Here is an 18495-nt window from a genome sequence, read left to right as displayed (position 1 = left end):
AATGGCAATAAAAATAGAGCAAATATCTGTTAAAAATTGCGGACCAATCGCTGAATTTAACGAGAAACTGACTGATTTAAATCTCATTTACAGTGAAAATGAAAGAGGTAAATCTTTTATTGTTGAATTTATTATTCACTGTCTCTTTAAAAATAAAAGCTACTGGAATGATTTAAGAGAAGTAGGACAGGGTAAAATTATAGTAACTGGATTGGAAAGTAAGCCTGTTGAGTTCTTGCCAACTAAAAAGAAAAAACTTGAAGACTTTCTTGAAAAACAACAAAAGGGATTACCTCCAATACTCACAAACTTGCTAATAGTAAAAGAAGGAGAAACAGAAATAGTTAAAAACTCAATTGGGATAGATAAAAATGTATTCAAAGAAATTCTTTCCCCAAGAAAAATTCTTGAAAGCATAGACAAAAAAATTTCAATAACAATAAAGGAAGCAAAAATAGAAGATACCGAAATAGCAATTGCAAAAAGAGGAGAAGGAAAGGATTATTACGAATTAAAAGACAAAATGTCAAAAATTGATAGATTAATAAATCAAGTAGTAAATGAATATGAGCAAGGAGAGATTAAGGATCTGGAGTTTAAAAAACTAAAAATGCAGTCAAGAAAGGAACTTCTACTTAAAGCAAAAAGACATAAAGCCTATAAACTATCTTTGGAACTAAATAAACTAAATAACCAACTTAACGAAATACCAGAAAGTATAGTTCGCAAACTGAAATCGCTATTAGAGGAATACAAAAAAATAAAGACCCAAATAGAAAATTTCAATTTTGATTTAATTGCTTTAGGCAAACAAACAGTCAAACTTCCGGAACTATTATATAAAAGAGAGCTTCTTCTAAAAGCAAAAAGATATGAAGCTTACATTATAGAAAAAAAGATAAAAAACATAGAAGAAGAATTATCAAAAATTCCCGATGAAGAGTTAAATAAAACTGAGATAAACATTGCTCAGTATCACAATAAAAAATTAGAAAAAGAAGAAAAAAACAAACAATTTCGAGAATTAAAGGAAAAATCTAAAGATTATATATGGCTTAAAACAGCAAGGGAAAATTATATAAGATTCATTAACTCACCATTAAAATTAAACAAACCTCTTACATTTTTTCCTTATATTGGAGTTATTTTAATTACAGTAGGAATAATAAGTATCCTCATTGACCAAAAATTACTAGGCATTTTATGTATTTTTCTGTCAGCTTTAGTTTCTGGATATTATTTAATACAGTTTCAAAAATCTTTTACAAACTATAAACAATCAAAGGAACTTGAAATTATAAAAAATGAATTTTTAAAAAGATTTGCTGTAGAACTTGAAAATTTAGCTCACTTAGAATCCCTTTTAAATGAAAAGGAAAAATATTTCTATAATGCTGAAACTTATGAACAAGAAATTAAAAGACTTGAAACAGAATTACTGACAATTAAAGAAAACATAGATGAATCTCTCAAAAGATTAGGTATTTCAACTATATCTGAATATCAATGGAAGGAGACTCTTATAAATCTAAAAAAACAAAGAAATTCACTCATTGAAGAGTATCAAAGACTTAAAGAAAGATTAAAAGAGTTAGAAGTAGATGATAAGGAATATGAAATAAATGCTTCAGAAATAAAATTTAATAGAAAAGAACTTGAAGAGATTGAAAAAGAAATTGCTAAAATTGAAGAATTAAAAGAACAGGAATTATTAAAAATAGAAGAAAAAGAAAGGTTACAAAAAAACTTAAATAGCACAGGACAAAATATTAAAGAAACTTTAAAAGAACTTCTAAAAATTGAAATAGAAGAGAATGATTGGAATTTAAAGATTGAGGAAATAGAGGAAGTAAGGAATAAACTCAAGGAAAAAATAAATAAAATCGAAGGTGAATTAAAGGGATTGGGTGTTTCTGAAAGAGATTATGAAATTGAAGACCCTCAAAAAGATTTTGATCCCGAAGAGTTAGAGAATATTGAAAAAGAATTAGCAGAAGTGGAAGAAAAAATTCAAAAAAGAAATCAGGAGCTTAATAATTTAAAAGGTCAGATTATCTCATTAACAGGTATAGACCCTACAACAAGCTGGAATGAGGCAATTGAACAACTTTATCTTAAAAAAGAGGAAATCAAAAAAGCTTTAATAGATATTGAAGCAAAAATAATTTCAGGAATCATCATTCATGATACAATACAGGAGTTACAAAAACAGGAAGATGAAAAGCTTATGGAAAAATTAAATTCAGAGGATATTATAAAGTTTATTAATAAATTGACAGGTAGATACAAAGCTTTAACATTCGATGAAAGGGATATAGTCATAGCCGATGACTATGGTAGTTTTAATATTAAGGATTTAAGCACAGGAGCAAAGGAACAAGTAATGATAGGTTTAAGAATTGGTTTTGCAAAAAGCATTTTAAAACAGGATTGCGCTTTCTTAATCTTTGATGATGCTTTTCAGCACAGCGATTACAAAAAAAGACCATTCCTTATTGATACTCTTATAGAATTAGTACAAGAAGGCTGGCAGGTTATCTATTTAACAATGGATGATCATATTAGAGATCTGTTTAGACAAAAGGGCTCAAAGTTATTAAAAAATTTTAAAGAAATTTCTCTGAACTAATATGCCTGTTACAATAATTTATACTAATGAAGTAAGTGAGTATGACTTTGGTATAGGACATCCCTTCAGAAGCATTAGATATAAATTATTTTTTAATTATCTGAAAGAGAAATTACGAGAAGGCATAGATTATCAGATTCTTCAAGCTCAGCCTGTTACAGATGAAGATTTACTCTTGATTTGTTCAAAGGAATATATAGACTATGTTAAAAATTTTTATGAATCTGCCTATAAGGGAGAAATTAACTATCTCGTTGCCCTTTCATCAAATTTTATAAGCATTGATAACATTCCTGGAGAAAACCCGGGAAACATAGAAAAAGCTGCAAGATTTATTCTTGGACAAATGCGTCTTGCCTGTGATTTAATCGAAGGAGAAGATTACAAAAAGATTTTCTCAATCGGAGGTGGTCTTCACCATGCAAAACCTTCCTTTGGAGAAGGTTTCTGCGTTTACAATGACATAGCCTATGGAGCAAAATATTTAATTGAAAAATATGGTTACGAAAGAATTTTAATCATTGATACAGATGCTCATGGTGGAAATGGCACTATGGAATACTTTTATGAAGACCCAAGAGTTCTTTTCATAGACATTCATCAGGACCCTAAAACAATTTATCCAGGGACAGGATTTGTATGGCAAACTGGTGAAGGCAAAGGAAAGGGTTTTACAATAAACTGTCCTTTAAAACCTGGTGCATCCTGGGATTCATATCAGTATGTCTTTGAAAATGTTGTATTTCCCATTACTGAGGAATTTAACCCTCAAATAATTATCCGCTATGGAGGTACAGATCCTTACTGGAATGATTCATTAACCTATCTTGGACTTAAAATATCTGATTTTAGAAAAATTGGAGAATACATAAGGGAGCTCTCTCAAATATGCGATGGTAAAGTAATAGATGCCATTGCATCTGGATATAATGATAAAGCCATATCCTCTGGATGGCTTGCTTTAATCTGCGGATTGTCAGAATTAGAAATCGAGATTGAAGAACCTGAAGAGGTTCCTGAAAAATATCTTCAAGACCCTGTTTTAAAAGATACAAAGGAAATGGTTAAAGAACTTAAAAATTATTTAAAAAAATACTGGAAATGTATGTCATAATCAAAAAATGTTAACATCAGATAAAGAATCAGAAATTCTAAAATTAGCTTATGTTCCTGAACAAATACCTAAATTGATGAGTTTTCTGTCAAAAGGAAAACCTGAACTACTCGATGAAAAATATTTGCTGTTTAGAGACAAACAATGGCTAATCTTTATTGGATATCCTCTCAGAGGTAATTTTGATAAAAAGGATATTGAAAATAAAATCAAAGAAATTTTAAAAAAATACAAACCTGATAATCTATGGATAGTTGCAGAAGACCTTCCTGAGAATTTATTGAAAAAATTTAAAACGATGGAAGAGGATTATTATTATAAATTAGATTTGAAAACAGAAATTGACAGAAAGTTAATAAAAATTGTAGAAAAGGCTTCAATAAAATTAAAAGTAAGATTTGATAAGATCCCTACTAAATATCACATTAACTTAATCAATGAGTTTTTAAATACTAAAAATTTACCCGCTAATATTAAAGAACTTTATATTCGGATTCCTGAATATGTAAGAAAATATGAAACAGCATTTTTATTAAGTAGTTATTCAAAGGATGGAAAGCTTACAGCTTTTTATGCAATCGATATGTCAGCTCAACAGTTCTCAGCTTACTTAATTGGATGTTACTCTAAAGAAAATTACATCCCTTACTCATCTGATTTGTTAATGTTTGAACTAATAAATTTTTCTGAAAAAGAAGGGAAAAAATATGTTAATTTAGGTATAGGAGTAAATGAGGGTATTAGAAGATTTAAGAAAAAATGGGGTGGGACTCCCTTTTTAAGATATAGAACTTATGAGTATGAAAACTATTCAAAAATTTTTGATTATTTTTTATCAAACTATAAAATAAAATTATGAATATGCTATTAGACTTTTTCAAAAAACAAAAAAAATTAAAAATGATATGGGCAATACAAGTAGGGGCAAAAAAGTCCTATTTGATAGGCACCTCACATATTTTCTCTAAAAATTTTCAAGATAGTTTAAATATTTACATAAAGAAAGTAGAAAATGTTGTACTGGAAGGACCCCATGATATCGATAAAATACAAAAGGTGATAGAAATTGGTGTTAAAGGTAATAAAAGTCCTCTCTATGATCTGATTGACAAAAAAGTAATCGATAATATGGTAAAAAAGTTTGTATATATATCATTAGACAGAATAATTCACACAGTTAGAGATTTTGCTGAAATACATCTTACAGTTTACTATAAAAGGCAGATTACAGATATTTTAAAAAATTATAAACATTGGTTAGCCTTCTTTTCTTTATGGTATGAATTTCTTGATATATTGGGCTGGAAAAATTATATGGATATGGATGCTTTTCATATAGCTAAAAATCTCAATAAAAATATTTATTTCTTGGAAACAATAGAAGAACAAATAGAAGCTATGGAAGGAATCCCTGCTGAAAGAATATTAAATTTTTTAAAAAAAATTGAAAATTGGGAAGATTACATTAAAATATATGAAAAAACTTACTTAGAAGGAGACTTAGCCAATTTAATGGAAGTTACTAAAGATTTTCCTACAAGATGTGAATCTATTATTGATAAAAGAGACCCTATTTTATTTCAGAGAATGTTGCCATTTATAGAAAAAGGGAATTCCGTTATTCTTTTAGGTATTACTCATATTCCTGGAATTATAGACATATTAACTGAGGCAGGATTTTCAGTTAATACAATTTCTGAAAGAGTTTTTTAAAAAATTTTTTTATAGAAAATTTTTTCTCTACCTTCACATTGTAAAAACAAAATTCATGTCTCAAAAATGGATATCCCTCCCACTTTTTTTTAAAAAAAACAACTCCCTTATTTATCCCTAAACCTAAATTTAAATAATACTTTTTCTGCTTTATTGCAGTTTCAATAATGTTATAAAGAAGTAAATCTGATACACCAGGAACATAAAATCTGCGATTTATAAAATTAAACATATAAAAGGCATATTTTTCTGCTCCATAATCTGCAACATCGAAGGCTACGAGTTTTCCTTTGCTGTTGATAGCATTATAAACTTGAACAGTGTTAGAATTTTCCAAATAATTTTGAATTTTATAAAAAATATACTTCCTATAATCATCAATTTGCCTGAGTTTAACAAATTCATCAATTAATGAAATGTGTTCATCAGTTATATAATTTGTTTTTTCTATCTCTACTTCTCTTTTTGCTCTATTGATACTATTCTTTAGTTTTGAGCTAATTCTAAAATTTGACAGATCAATTCTGTAATAAAAATCACTCTCACTTTCTATACATTCATCTTGGGGAATTATAAAAAAGGGAGATATCAAAGCCACACTTTTTGGTTTGTATTGGGAGACAACATAATTTAAAACTTCTTTAATTTCTTCTGATTCAAATTTCTCATTTAATGAATACCCTATGAATGTTAGAAAGCCATCCTTCAGATAAAATAGATAATTTGTATATAAAAATGGTGTTGCCTCAGATACTGAAATTACATAATCTAATAAATGCTCAGGTATATAGGCATTTTTCTTTATGAATTGTATTTCTTCATTGGAAAGCATAATTTTAAAAAATCCTTATAATCTACCCACACTATAATACTTAAAGCCAATTTGTCTAACCTTTTCAGGTTCATAGATATTTCTAAAGTCAAAGAAAAGATTACCTCTCATTGATTTCTTGATTTTTAAAAGATCAAGATTTCTGAACTGATTCCATTCTGTAACAATTACCAATGCATCGGTATTTTCTGCAACAGAATAGGCATCAGCACAATAAATTAAATGAGGATAAACTTGTTTTGTATTTTCCATTGCCGCAGGATCATAAACTTTGATTAATGCTTTTTCTTGTAAAAGTCTTTGGATTATGAATAATGAAGGTGCTTCTCTTATATCATCAGTATTTGGCTTAAAGGATAGTCCAAGAATACCTATTGATTTACCTTCTATCTTGCCTTCAAAAGCATCTATGATTTTTTTTGTTAATCTCTCTTTTTGTCTTTCATTAGCTTCTATTGATGATTTTACTATACCTAACTGAACTCCCTTTTCTTCAGCTATTCTTACCAGAGCCCTTGTATCTTTTGGTAAACAGGAACCTCCAAATCCTATTCCTGCATGGAGAAATTTAGGTCCAATTCTTCCATCTAATCCCATCGCCTTTGCAACAACATTTATATTTGCTCCAACAACCTCACAGAGAGCTGATAATTCATTGATAAAAGATATTTTGGTAGCAAGAAAACTATTTGTAGCATATTTTATTAGTTCAGCTGTTGGTATATCAGTAATTACAAAGGGAGTTTCAAGTAAATAGAGAGGTCTATAAAGATCTTTCATTATCGCTATTGCCTGCTCACTTTCAGCACCAATAACTACTCTATTAGGTCTCATAAAATCCTCTACCGCAGAACCCTCACGGAGAAATTCAGGATTTGATACAATATCAAAATTTACAGGTCTTTCAAGATATTTATTGATTAATTCCTTTATTTTAATACCTGTTCCTACTGGTACTGTACTTTTTGTAACAATAACTTTATAGTTTTTCATATTTTTTGCTATTTCCTTAGCAACTTCCTCAACATACTCTAAATTAGCTGAACCATCTCCTCTTGGAGGTGTTCCAACTGCTATGAAAATTACAAGAGATTCATCAACTGCTTTATCTATTTTGGTGGTAAATTTTAATCTACCTTCTTTTGTATTTCTTTTAACTAAATCCTCTAAATTAGGCTCATAAAAGGGAATAATTCCTTTTTTTAATTTTTCTATTTTATTTTTGTCTTTATCAACACAGGTCACAAAAACTCCAAATTCAGCAAAACAAGCTCCTGTAACAAGTCCTACATAACCTGTTCCAATTATTGCTATATGCATGAAAAGCCTCCTACAAAAATTTTTTATTATAAATTTTATGCGAAGATTTTACCAATACAAACCATCATATATCTTATAAAAATATCAAAAAATTCTTCAATGATTTGTTTTTTTTAAGTATTTGGATTTTACTAAAATTTGAATAAAAAAAGCCCCTGGAAATACCTCCAGGGGCAATATTTTTATGTTTATTTTTTCCCTGCGATAAGTTCCTCTACAACTGAAGGATCTGCCAAAGTTGAGGTATCTCCAAGTTCCTCAATTGCTCCTGAAGCTATTTTTCTTAAAATTCTTCTCATTATTTTACCGCTTCTTGTTTTTGGAAGTCCTCCTGCAAACTGAATCTTATCTGGAGTTGCAATCGGTCCTATCATCTGTCTTATATGGGAAATTAATAATTTTTCCAAATCCTTTGATGGTTCATATCCTTCCTTTAAAACTACATAAACATAAATACCTTCACCTTTTATATCATGGGGGAATCCAACTACAGCAGCTTCTGCAACTGCTGGATGGGCAACTAAGGCAGATTCAACTTCAGCTGTACCTATTCTGTGTCCAGAAACATTTATAACATCATCGATTCTTCCCATTAACCAATAATCTCCATCCTCATCAACTCTGGCACCATCTCCTGTAAAGTATTTACCGGGAAATCTTGAGAAATAAACTTCTTTAATTCTTTTATTTTCTGGATCTCCCCATGTACCTCTTAAAATTCCTGGCCAGGGTTTTTCAATTACAAGATAGCCACCCTCATTTACTCCTGCAGGAGAACCATCTTCTTTAAGTACCCGTGGAACAACTCCGAAAAATGGCCTTGTTGCTGAACCTGGTTTAAGTGTCATTGCTCCTGGTAGTGGTGTAATCATAAATCCACCTGTTTCTGTCTGCCACCATGTATCAACTATTGGGCAACGTTCTCTTCCTACGTGTTTGTAATACCAAATCCATGCTTCTGGATTGATTGGTTCTCCAACAGTCCCAAGTATTCTCAAACTTGAAAGATCATATTTATAGGGCCACTTTTCACCCTCTCTCATTAAGGCTCTAATTGCTGTTGGTGCAGTATAAAATATGTTTACTCTGTGTTTTTCAACTATTTCCCAGAATCTCCCAGGATTTGGATATGTTGGAACACCCTCAAACATTAAAGATGTTGCTCCTGCACTTAATGGCCCATAGACAATGTAGCTGTGTCCTGTAACCCATCCGATGTCTGCTGTACAGAAAAATGTTTCCTCAGGTTTATAATCGAAAACCCATTTGAATGTAATGTTTGTATAAACCATATATCCACCAGTTGTATGAAGCACACCCTTTGGTTTTCCCGTAGAACCTGATGTATAAAGTATAAAAAGTGGGTCTTCTGCATCCATTACTTCTGGTTCGCAGTAATTAGCTATTTCTGGATCATTCATAAGGTCATGCCACCAGAAATCTCTTTGAGGATCCATATCAACAAAATTAGGAGTTCTTTTTACCACAATTACTTTTTCTACTGAAGGAGCTCCCTCAAGAGCTTGATCTGCATTAGCTTTTAATGGAACAATTCTTCCTCCACGAATTCCCTGATTTGCTGTAATAAGAAGCTTTGCTCCACAGTCATTTATTCTGTCTCTTAATGACTGGGCTGAAAATCCTGCAAAGACAACACTATGAATTGCTCCAATTCTTGCACAGGCAAGAAGTGTAATAGGAAGCTCGGGTATCATGGGAAGATATATTGATACTCTATCACCTTTTTTAATCCCGAGCTTTTTAAGAACATTAGCAAATCTATTCACTTCTCTATAAAGTTGCCAGTAAGTATAAGTTTTGACCTCCCCATCGTCTGCTTCCCAGATAAGTGCTGCTTTGTTTCCTAAGGAATTAAGGTTACGATCAAGGCAGTTATAGGAAGCATTTAGTTTTCCATTTATAAACCATTTAATATAAGGCTTATTGAAATCATAATCTAAAACCTTATCCCATTTTTTATACCATGTAATGTTTTGCTCAGCAATCTCTGCCCAAAAACCTTCAGGATCTTCAATTGACCTCTTATACATTGCCTCATACTCAGCCATACTTTTAATGTAGGCTTTTTCTGATATTTCTTTTGGTGGAGGGAAAACCCTCTGTTCTTTAAGTAATACATCAATGCCTTGTGTCATAGATTTACCTCCTTTTTTTCTATTAATTTTAACATTTATTCTGCACCAACTCCAATGTAAGACCTGATTTTTTCTGACTCAAATTTTGCCTCCGCTTCCTTTTCCTGTGTTAAAAGAGACACTAATATACCTACAGCGAAGGAAGCAAAGAAAGAAACTATTGCAGGATTTTTCAATGGAAATATTGCCTGTGAATTTTTCAAAATTTCAACCCATACAGTTGGACTTAAAACTATCAAAATAACACTTAAAGTTAAACCAGTATAAATACTCCATAATGCTCCCTGTGTTGTAAATTTTCTCCAGAAAATGGACATAAGTAAAGCTGGAAAGTTTGCAGAAGCAGCTATCGAAAAAGCTAATCCTACCATAAAGGCTACATTCTGACCTTTAAAGACAATACCAAGAATGATTGCAAGCAATCCAAGACATAATGTAGCAATTTTTGCTGCCTTTACTTCCTGTTTTTCATCTGCCCTTCCTCTTTTAACTACCCCAACATACAGATCATGAGATACTGCGGAAGCACCTGCTAAGGTTAAACCGGCAACAACTGCAAGAATTGTTGCAAAGGCTACAGCGGATAAAAAGCCAAGAAAAATTTCTCCTCCAAGTGCTTCTGCTAAAAGAGGAGCTGCCATGTTACCACCTTTATCAATTTTCATTATAAGCTCTTGGCCTACCAGTGCTGCTGCGCCAAATCCGATTGTGAAGGTGAGAATATAGAAATATCCAATAAATCCTGTTGCATAGAATACTGATTTTCTTGCCTCTTTAGCATCTGGAACAGTATAAAATCTCATTAAAATATGAGGAAGTCCCGCTGTCCCAAACATTAAAGCAATTCCTAAAGATACTGCATCAAAGGGATTTGTTATTAAGCCTCCAGGTTGAACAATTTTATCACCATAATTTTTTGTCACTGTTGAGAAAAGTTCAATATAATTGAAACCGAAAGAAAGAAGAATAAGAAAAACTAAAATAGTAGAACCTCCTAAAAGTAAAATAGCCTTTATAATCTGAACCCATGTTGTTGCAAGCATTCCACCAAAAAGAACATAAGCAATCATAAGACATCCAACGATTATTACGGCAATCTCATAGGGGAGTCCAAATAAAAGTTTTATTAGTGAGCCTGCACCAACCATCTGAGCAATAAGATAAAAAAGTACCGTTATCAATGCTCCTGTTGCTGCTGCTGTTCTAATAGGTCTCTGTTTTAATCGGTATGCAACAACATCTGCAAAAGTATATTTACCAAGATTTCTTAATGGTTCTGCTATAAGAAATGTTACGATAGGCCATCCAACAAGAAATCCTACAGCATAGATAAGCCCATCATATCCTTTAAGTGCCACCAAACCTGCAATTCCAAGAAAACTTGCAGCAGACATGTAATCTCCAGCTAAAGCTAAACCATTTTGAAATCCTGTAATACTTCTTCCAGCAGCATAAAACTCTGTTGTTGTTTTTGTTCTTTTAGCTGCCCAATAGGTAATATATAAAGTTGCAAAAACGAATAAAAGAAAGAAAGTTATACCTGTTAAAGTAGGCTGTCCTAAAACTGTCTGCATTATTCACCTCCAACCAATTTTTCTCTAATTTCAGATACTTTTTGATCATACTTCTTATTGGACCAAGCTACGTAAATTCCTGTAAGAAGCCAGGTTAAAATTATTACACCGATCCCTACTGGAATACCTACCGTAACAGGTCCATAAATTTTCTGCCCTAAAAATTCTTTGTTGTAAGCTAAAAGAAGTATAAAACCAAAGTAAATAAATAATTGAGCCACTGTAAGAATTAAAGAAATCGTATTCTTACTTCTTACAAGACTTTTGAATTCTTGAGAATTTAGTATCCTGTCTTTCATCTCTACCCCTCCCTTTAAAATTGAAATGTTTGTTTTTTAGCTAAATTTAAATCTAATTTTATATTTGGATTACCAATGTTTAATAAATCATCGACAGTATAAATTTTGATTTCTCCAAGCAATGTTATCAATCTTTGAAAAACCTGAGCGGTAACAAAAGCATCAGATAAAGCATCATGCAGTTGTTTTGCTTCTATACCCAAAGAATAAGCTATATCCTTAAGAGATTTATTGTATATAAATTCCTCTGGTAGTAAATCTTTTTGAATAAGCCAATTATATATTGCAAATATATCAATTGCAATAGGGTCATATGTTTGCTTTAAATGTTTATAGATAGCTTTTTTTAAAAAGGCAATATCAATGGAAATACAATGTCCGACAATTATTAAATCTTTTACAAAGGTAAGATATTCCCTTAAAATTGGACCAATATCAGGACATGATTCAAGTTCTGCTGGAGTAATTTCATGAACCATAATACTGTCTTTTTTTATGAAACTCTCTGGCTTTACGGTTCTGTAAAATACTTCTCCCATTTTTATAGATTTACCCTTCATTTTTAAAGAACCTATGGAAATGATTGTATCTTTGATTTCATTGAGTCCTGTAAGCTCTGTATCTACAACCGCAAAGTCTGTTTCACCTATTGATACTCCTTTATATTCATAGATTTTTTTCTTTTTTTTAAATATGGTAAACATGTTTAAATTATCATTAGCTTATATCTTTCAATCAAAATATCCTGTAACTTTGATATAAGCTGAAAGGTGTCTTTGAGCAATTTTTTTTCAAGATTGCTTAATTTTTCTGGATTTATAAAATTATCAGGCATAATCCCCTGAATAACCTGTTCATACTGATGTTTCATTCTTAAAAGCATTAGAAATTCAAAGGCATAAATAATTTCATCTGCATAATCTCTAACTACACCATGTTTATTTTTTAGGGCTTCTATTCTCTCCAATGTAGAAGTTTCCCTTATTCCCTTTTCAAGACTGAAAAGTCTGATAATATCAACTATAGGGGCAATTCCTTTTATTTTTAAATTAAGTTTGTCTTTGTGTTCACCGCTTTTTTCAACAACAAATGTTTTAAAAAATCCAAGAGGTGGTTTATTTCTTACAGCAAGATTTGCAAGATAACCCAAGAAAATTCTCTGGTCTTTAACTATACTTAAAAGATAATCTCTTAAAGATTCTTCAAGAGAAAAATCTCCGTAAATAGCTCTAAAATCAAAGAATATATTTGAAAGATTTATTGATTCACCTTTTGGTGTATATATCCACTGAGAAAAATACTTTTTCCACGCTTTAAAAGGCTGACACCATTTTGGATTACTTGCCATAATATCTCCAGGACAAGGTGGAAAACCGCATTTAAGAAGACTTTCTTTGACATAATTTGTAAATTCTAAAAAATACTTTCTAACTGAATCTTCCTGTTCTGCCATAGGATCAGCATAAATTAGAGCATTGTCTTGATCAGTTTTAAATGTCTGCTCCTTCCTCCCTTCAGAACCAAGAGCAATCCAACAATAAGGAACAGGCGGAGGCCCAAATTCTCTCTCAGCAAACTGAATTATTTTTCTCACTATTCTGTCATTAATCTCCGTCATAATCCTTGTAATGTTGCTTGCTTTTGCCCCCTGCTGAAGTAAATTGCCAACAAGATTTGTTATTTGTTTTGAAGTATGAATAATTCCTTCAATGCTCTGTTGCATCTCTATATCTCGCACTATTGTTACTGGAGAAAATCCTTGAAGCATCATAATGTCATGGTTTGTAATTATTCCACCAACTTGACCATTTCTAATAACAAGAAGATGATGAATGTTGTATTTAAGCATTTTTACAATTGCTTCAAAACAATAATCCTTTGCATCAACTTTAATTATCGGGAAGCTCATTATGTTCTTTACAGGTTCATTAACATCCCTTGCTGCTGCAACTACTTTTCTTCGTAAATCTTTATCAGTTATTATTCCAACTGGAATTCCCTCATTGTTTATAATTACAAGAGAACTTATTCCATTTTCACACATTACTCTCGCAGATTCTTTTATTGAAGTATGCTCAGGAATGGAGATAACATTTTTTGATGCTATTTCTTCAACAGTTGTAGTGAAAAGAATTTTATCAACAGAACCAATAAGTGTTCTCTTAGAAGTCTCTTCAGCATATTTTTTGTCAAGATATATATTCATAAAGGACTTTAAATAGAAATCTCTTACCTCAGGATATTTATTCATAAGATTCAACATTGTCTCTTTTGGAATTAAATAGCATATTGTGTCATCTATAGCAACTACATTTGCACGAGATTTATCTCCACTAATTAATGAAACAAAACCAAAGGAATCTCCCTCGCTTCGGAAGTCAATTGTTATTTCTTCTCCGTTAACTTTTCTGTAAACCTTTATTCCACCTTTCTTTATAATGTAAAGAAATTCACTCGGAGAGCCATCTTGAATAAGTATATGAGTACCCTTCGGATAATACTCCAAAGAGGTTTTAACGGCAACAGAATTTACAACTTCTGTATCTAAAAACTCAAATGGCGGAACACTTTTTAGAAATTCTATTGTGTCTTCTATTATTTTTACCATCTAATTATAGGAGAGCAAATTATATGCCAATATTATAACTGTTCAAAATAAAAAGGATTTTTATCTATTTTACAATTTATTATGTTACTAAAAGTAACAATGGAATGTGTAAAAAAGTTACAATTCTAAGAAAAATATCTCAAATTGTATTTATCAAATAGAAACTTTTGAAATTCTTCAATTTTTTTGAAAGATTCTTTTAAAATTCCTTTTTCAGTTTTTGAAAGAATATGGGGATCAATGAAGTTATCGGGTTTTTTACTATCCCTTAATTGAATTGCCTGCGATTTTAATCTTAAACTCATTAAGAATCTGTAAGATTCTTCTAAATCTCTCGAAAACTGGTCAGTTAATACTCCTTTACTTCGCAAAGCTCTTATTCTTTCAAAGGTATTTGTTTCAACTATTTCATTATCAAGGGTTAAGACTCTTACACCATGAACTATAGGGAAAATACCATATTTTTTTATATCAATCTTTCCCTTATGCTCTCCAGTTTTTTCTACAACAAAGGTTTTAAAAAAACTAAGTGGAGGTTTAAACTTTACCGACTCAGAGGCAAGAAAAGGAAGAAAAGTTTTACTTGTTTTTATCTTTTTCTTTATGTAATCTCTTAAATCTTCAGCAAGATATTCTACTCCTGCAACATTTCTGAAATCGAAAAATATACTTATATTTAAAATGTTCTCTGGCTTCGGATTTTCAATCCATTTATTTATCTCTTTAAACCATTCTTCTTTATTCCTTCTCCAATAAGAATTACTGATCATAACATTCCCAGGACAAGGTGGAAATCCGATTTTAAGTAAAAAATCAATATAGGTTTGAGAAAATTTTTCAAAGTATATTTTATGTTCATTTTCATAAATTAAAGCATTATCTTGATCAGTTTTCAGACTCTGCTCTCTTCTTCCTTCTGAACCTATAACCATAATACTGTATGAAGAAGGCGCTGAACCTAAAAAATTTTCAGTTAACTGTGAAGTTCTCATCATGAAACGGTCATTTAATTCTGAAATATACTTCCCCACATACTCTGGATCCATTCCACTTAAAACACCCTCAATTATACTGTCCTGTATTATTGAATATAAATATGAAAGCTCTTCTACTTTCTTTGCCTTATCAATTTCTTTTATAAGAAAAATTATATTTTTACTTTCATGGGAAATTACTGTCCTGTCATCAAGGACTCCTGAAATAGAATTGCCGTCTTTAATTATAAGTTTTCTTATTCCATGTTTTGCCATGGTAAGGAGAGCATTAAAAAGAGGTTCCGATGAAGAAATTTCAATTACAGGAAAAGTTGCTATTTCCTCTGCCTTTATATTTTGAGGATTTAGGTCCTTTGCAAGTACTTTTTTTATTATGTCTCTCTCTGTAATAATTCCCAAAGAATTATTTTTTCTTACAAGGCAAAAAGTTGAATCTTTCTCAGCCATTAATTTTATTGCCTCTTGAAGGTTTATATCAGAGTCAATTATTATAGGGTCTTTTAATTTTATATCCTTGATTCTAACATCAATAAGTCTTTCCATCTGAAAAGAAGTCTTAGTTTGAGGAAGTCTGTGTACTCTTTTTGCAAGCTCCTTTGTAAAAAATTTTGCAAATTCATCATACTTTGAAATAAGTTTAATAAAAATTTCCTTTGGTAGTTGTAATATAACTGTATTGTCCTCTACGACACGGGCTGTAGTGGCAGGAGGTAGTTCTCCAAGTAAAGAGACATATCCAAAGATATCTCTTTCTTTTAAATGATATATGAGTTGATTGTTTTTTTCAAGAAAAACCTCTCCTCTATTAACTATATAAAGAAATTCAAGTGGTTGGTTACCTTCTTTAAAAATTATATCGCCTTTTTGATATTCCCTCTTTAATAAAAAATTGCATAAACTTCTTATTTCTTCAACAGGAAGCCTGTTAAAAGGATAGGTATTTTTTATAAATTGTTCTAAATCTTCCATAAGAATGCCTCATATTGTTTCGAGCAAATTATTCCAAAAGTAAAAATCAGAGATATTTTACAACTAAAATTCTCAAAATTACCAGCACAACAACTATAAACATTGTAGTTCCATAGGGAAATATTTTTCTTGCTATTTTATATAGTGGCTCGGTAGCCCTGTAAAAAATTGCATAAATTGGATTATTTAAATTTTTCGTAAAAAGAGAAATAATGGCTCGTCCTAAGACGAGCCACATAAAGAAAGCAATTGTGTAATTCAGTATAAGTTTTAAAGTCATTCTTCTTTACCTGCTCCTACCGCACCTTTTGGATATCTTATATTATCTACAAAATTTTGAATTTCAGAGTCAGGAGCTTTTGTAAGCCTTGACACAATAAGTGCTACTATTATATTAGCTGGAATACCAAAAATTCCAGATGCAATTGTTTTTATTCCAAACCAGTCTAACCCATAAAATCTACTACCTATCAAATAATACAGAGTAACAGTAAGTCCTACTATCATACCAGCAACCGCTCCAGCCCTGTTCATTCTTTTGTCCCATATACCAAAAACAACAGCTGGAAAAAATGTAGCAGCAGCAATGGAGAATGCCCAGGCAACAAGTTCAACTATAATGGCAAGTTTATAGGTTGCAATGTAAGCTCCAATTGCAGCAACTACAAGCAGAAGAGCTTTTCCAATTTTAACTCTTGTTGATGGAGATATATTAGGATTTATAATTTTGTAATAAAGGTCATGGGATATAGCATTCGACATAGTTATGAGTAGTCCATCAGCAGTTGAAAGTGCAGCAGCCAATCCACCAGCTGCAATTAAACCTGCTATAACATATGGTAGTCCTGCAATTTCTGGAGTTGCAAGGACAACAGCGTCAGCATGAATTCTTACTTCAGCAAACTGAATAATACCATCACCATTTAAATCTTTAATTGTTATCAATCCAACTCCTGCCCATTTAGTTGCCCATGCTGGAAGAGCTGTAAAAGCCTGTCCTACAATATTTGTTAAAATCTCGCTTCTTGCAAAGGCTGCATAAGCTGGTGCTGTAAAATAAAGCAGGAATATGAAAAATAGTGCCCACGCAGCAGAGTTTCTTGCTTCTTTTACTGTTGGTGTTGTATAAAATCGCATCAAAATATGAGGCAACCCTGCAGTTCCTACCATAAGACAGAAAGTTAAAGCAAGAAAATTAATTATTCCTTTACTGTCAGTTGGAGGTTGCACATAGGATTTTGGAGGCTTAGACATTCCCTGCGCTGTTTTCATATCAGCAGTCCATTTCTCCTTTGCTTCATCTGGAGTTTTTGGGTAAGCCTTTAAAGCTTTTTCTGCCTCTACCCTTTTTAGATCATCTGAAGGTAGTGTTTTTATCTTTTCTTCTAATTCAGATTTTTCCTTTGCCCAGCTGTCTGGCAATGCTTTAATTTTTTGGTTCAAATCCTCTGCTCTTTTTTTCCATATCTCTCTTACTTCGACTTCCTTTGGGTCATCTTTAAGTTGTTTTTGTTTTTCTTCTATTACTTGAAGTGCCTGTCCATACATGACTTGTGGTATTGGTACTCCAGTATGCTTATAGGATATTGCTACAACCGGAATCATATAGGCAATAATTAAAATGATATATTGGGCAACTTGTGTCCAGGTTACTGCTCTCATACCGCCAAGAAAAGAACAAACCAAAATACCAGCAAGACCAACGAAAACACCAAGTTCAAAAGTAAGACCAAGAAATCTACTGGTTATAATTCCAACTCCAGTAATCTGGGCAACAAGATAAGCCAAAGATACAATAAGTGCACAAATTATACCAATGAGTCTTGGCAGTTTCCCTCCATATCGAGACTCAAGAAAATCGGGGATTGTGTATTGTCCAAATTTTCTTAAGTATGGAGCTATAAGTACAGCAAGCAATACATACCCCCCTGTCCAACCCATAATAAATGCAAGTCCATCATAGCCTTGAAGATAAAGGGCACCAGCCATGCTTATAAAAGAAGCTGCACTCATCCAATCAGAGGCTGTTGCCATTCCATTAAACACCGCAGGCACTTTTCTTCCAGCAACATAATACTCAGCAACTATAGATGTTCTTGAAATGATTCCAATAGCTGCATAAACTCCGATTGTTCCAAACAAAAAGGCATATCCAATAAATTTAGGGTCTAATCCCATTGTTTCGAATATCCATAGACTCACCACAAAAAGAACAAAGACCCCTGTATAAATTCCATAAATTTTTCTTAATTTAGCTCTCCATGCATCCATAGCTTCCTTAGCCAT

Annotated in this window: 14 protein-coding genes; 4 read left to right on the top strand and 10 right to left on the bottom strand. The window is 31.6% G+C overall.

The window, feature by feature from the left end; all coding sequences use genetic code 11:
• Window position 1: 1 nt before the first annotated feature.
• The 4 genes from QI155_RS03000 to QI155_RS02985 are packed head-to-tail and all read left to right on the top strand — an operon-like array spanning window position 2 to window position 5456.
• Window positions 2-2629, top strand: coding sequence for a hypothetical protein (locus QI155_RS03000; RefSeq protein ID WP_068861680.1), 2628 nt, complete (start codon window positions 2-4; stop codon window positions 2627-2629).
• A 1-nt stretch (window position 2630) separates the two neighbouring features.
• On the top strand, window positions 2631-3743 hold the full coding sequence (locus QI155_RS02995) for a histone deacetylase (RefSeq protein WP_068861681.1): 1113 nt from the start codon (window positions 2631-2633) through the stop codon (window positions 3741-3743).
• Window positions 3744-3750: 7 nt separating this feature from the next.
• Window positions 3751-4602 carry a hypothetical protein gene (locus QI155_RS02990; protein WP_281321056.1) on the top strand — a complete coding sequence of 284 codons (852 nt, stop codon included), beginning with the start codon at window positions 3751-3753 and terminating at the stop codon, window positions 4600-4602.
• Window positions 4603-4643: 41 nt separating this feature from the next.
• Entirely contained in the window at window positions 4644-5456 is an 813-nt protein-coding gene (locus QI155_RS02985) for a TraB/GumN family protein (protein WP_281321055.1), read from the top strand.
• Here the strand turns inward: QI155_RS02985 and QI155_RS02980 are convergent.
• From QI155_RS02980 to QI155_RS02935, 10 genes are all read right to left on the bottom strand, one after another.
• Window positions 5428-6288 carry a hypothetical protein gene (locus QI155_RS02980; protein ID WP_068861366.1) on the bottom strand — a complete coding sequence of 287 codons (861 nt, stop codon included), beginning with the start codon at window positions 6286-6288 and terminating at the stop codon, window positions 5428-5430. The two genes, QI155_RS02985 and QI155_RS02980, sit on opposite strands and share 29 nt — an antisense overlap.
• A 15-nt stretch (window positions 6289-6303) precedes the next feature.
• On the bottom strand, window positions 6304-7608 hold the full coding sequence (locus QI155_RS02975; protein ID WP_068861367.1) for a UDP-glucose/GDP-mannose dehydrogenase family protein: 1305 nt from the start codon (window positions 7606-7608) through the stop codon (window positions 6304-6306).
• Between the two features lie 188 nt (window positions 7609-7796).
• Entirely contained in the window at window positions 7797-9764 is a 1968-nt protein-coding gene (acs, locus tag QI155_RS02970) for an acetate--CoA ligase (RefSeq protein WP_068861368.1), read from the bottom strand.
• Between the two features lie 35 nt (window positions 9765-9799).
• Window positions 9800-11338, bottom strand: coding sequence for a cation/acetate symporter ActP (gene actP / locus QI155_RS02965; RefSeq protein ID WP_068861369.1), 1539 nt, complete (start codon window positions 11336-11338; stop codon window positions 9800-9802).
• Window positions 11338-11637, bottom strand: coding sequence for a DUF485 domain-containing protein (locus tag QI155_RS02960; RefSeq protein WP_068861370.1), 300 nt, complete (start codon window positions 11635-11637; stop codon window positions 11338-11340). The genes actP and QI155_RS02960 overlap by 1 nt, the downstream gene beginning before the upstream one ends.
• A 14-nt stretch (window positions 11638-11651) precedes the next feature.
• Entirely contained in the window at window positions 11652-12341 is a 690-nt protein-coding gene (locus QI155_RS02955) for a 3'-5' exonuclease (RefSeq protein WP_068861371.1), read from the bottom strand.
• Between the two features lie 2 nt (window positions 12342-12343).
• Window positions 12344-14245 carry a DUF294 nucleotidyltransferase-like domain-containing protein gene (locus QI155_RS02950; RefSeq protein ID WP_068861372.1) on the bottom strand — a complete coding sequence of 634 codons (1902 nt, stop codon included), beginning with the start codon at window positions 14243-14245 and terminating at the stop codon, window positions 12344-12346.
• Between the two features lie 125 nt (window positions 14246-14370).
• Window positions 14371-16209, bottom strand: a complete 1839-nt coding sequence (locus tag QI155_RS02945; protein ID WP_068861373.1) for a putative nucleotidyltransferase substrate binding domain-containing protein — start codon at window positions 16207-16209, stop codon at window positions 14371-14373.
• Between the two features lie 46 nt (window positions 16210-16255).
• Window positions 16256-16489: a YggT family protein gene (locus QI155_RS02940; RefSeq protein WP_068861374.1), complete on the bottom strand. Its 234-nt coding sequence runs from the start codon at window positions 16487-16489 to the stop codon at window positions 16256-16258.
• A complete protein-coding gene (locus QI155_RS02935; protein WP_068861375.1) occupies window positions 16486-18495 on the bottom strand; it encodes a VC_2705 family sodium/solute symporter in 2010 nt (669 codons plus the stop codon). The genes QI155_RS02940 and QI155_RS02935 overlap by 4 nt, the downstream gene beginning before the upstream one ends.

The sequence above is a fragment of the Thermodesulfovibrio sp. 1176 genome (genome assembly GCF_029946585.1).
Lineage (GTDB): Bacteria > Nitrospirota > Thermodesulfovibrionia > Thermodesulfovibrionales > Thermodesulfovibrionaceae > Thermodesulfovibrio.
Note: the sequence above shows the minus strand (reverse complement) of the source record. Positions and strands in the feature narration are given on the sequence as shown.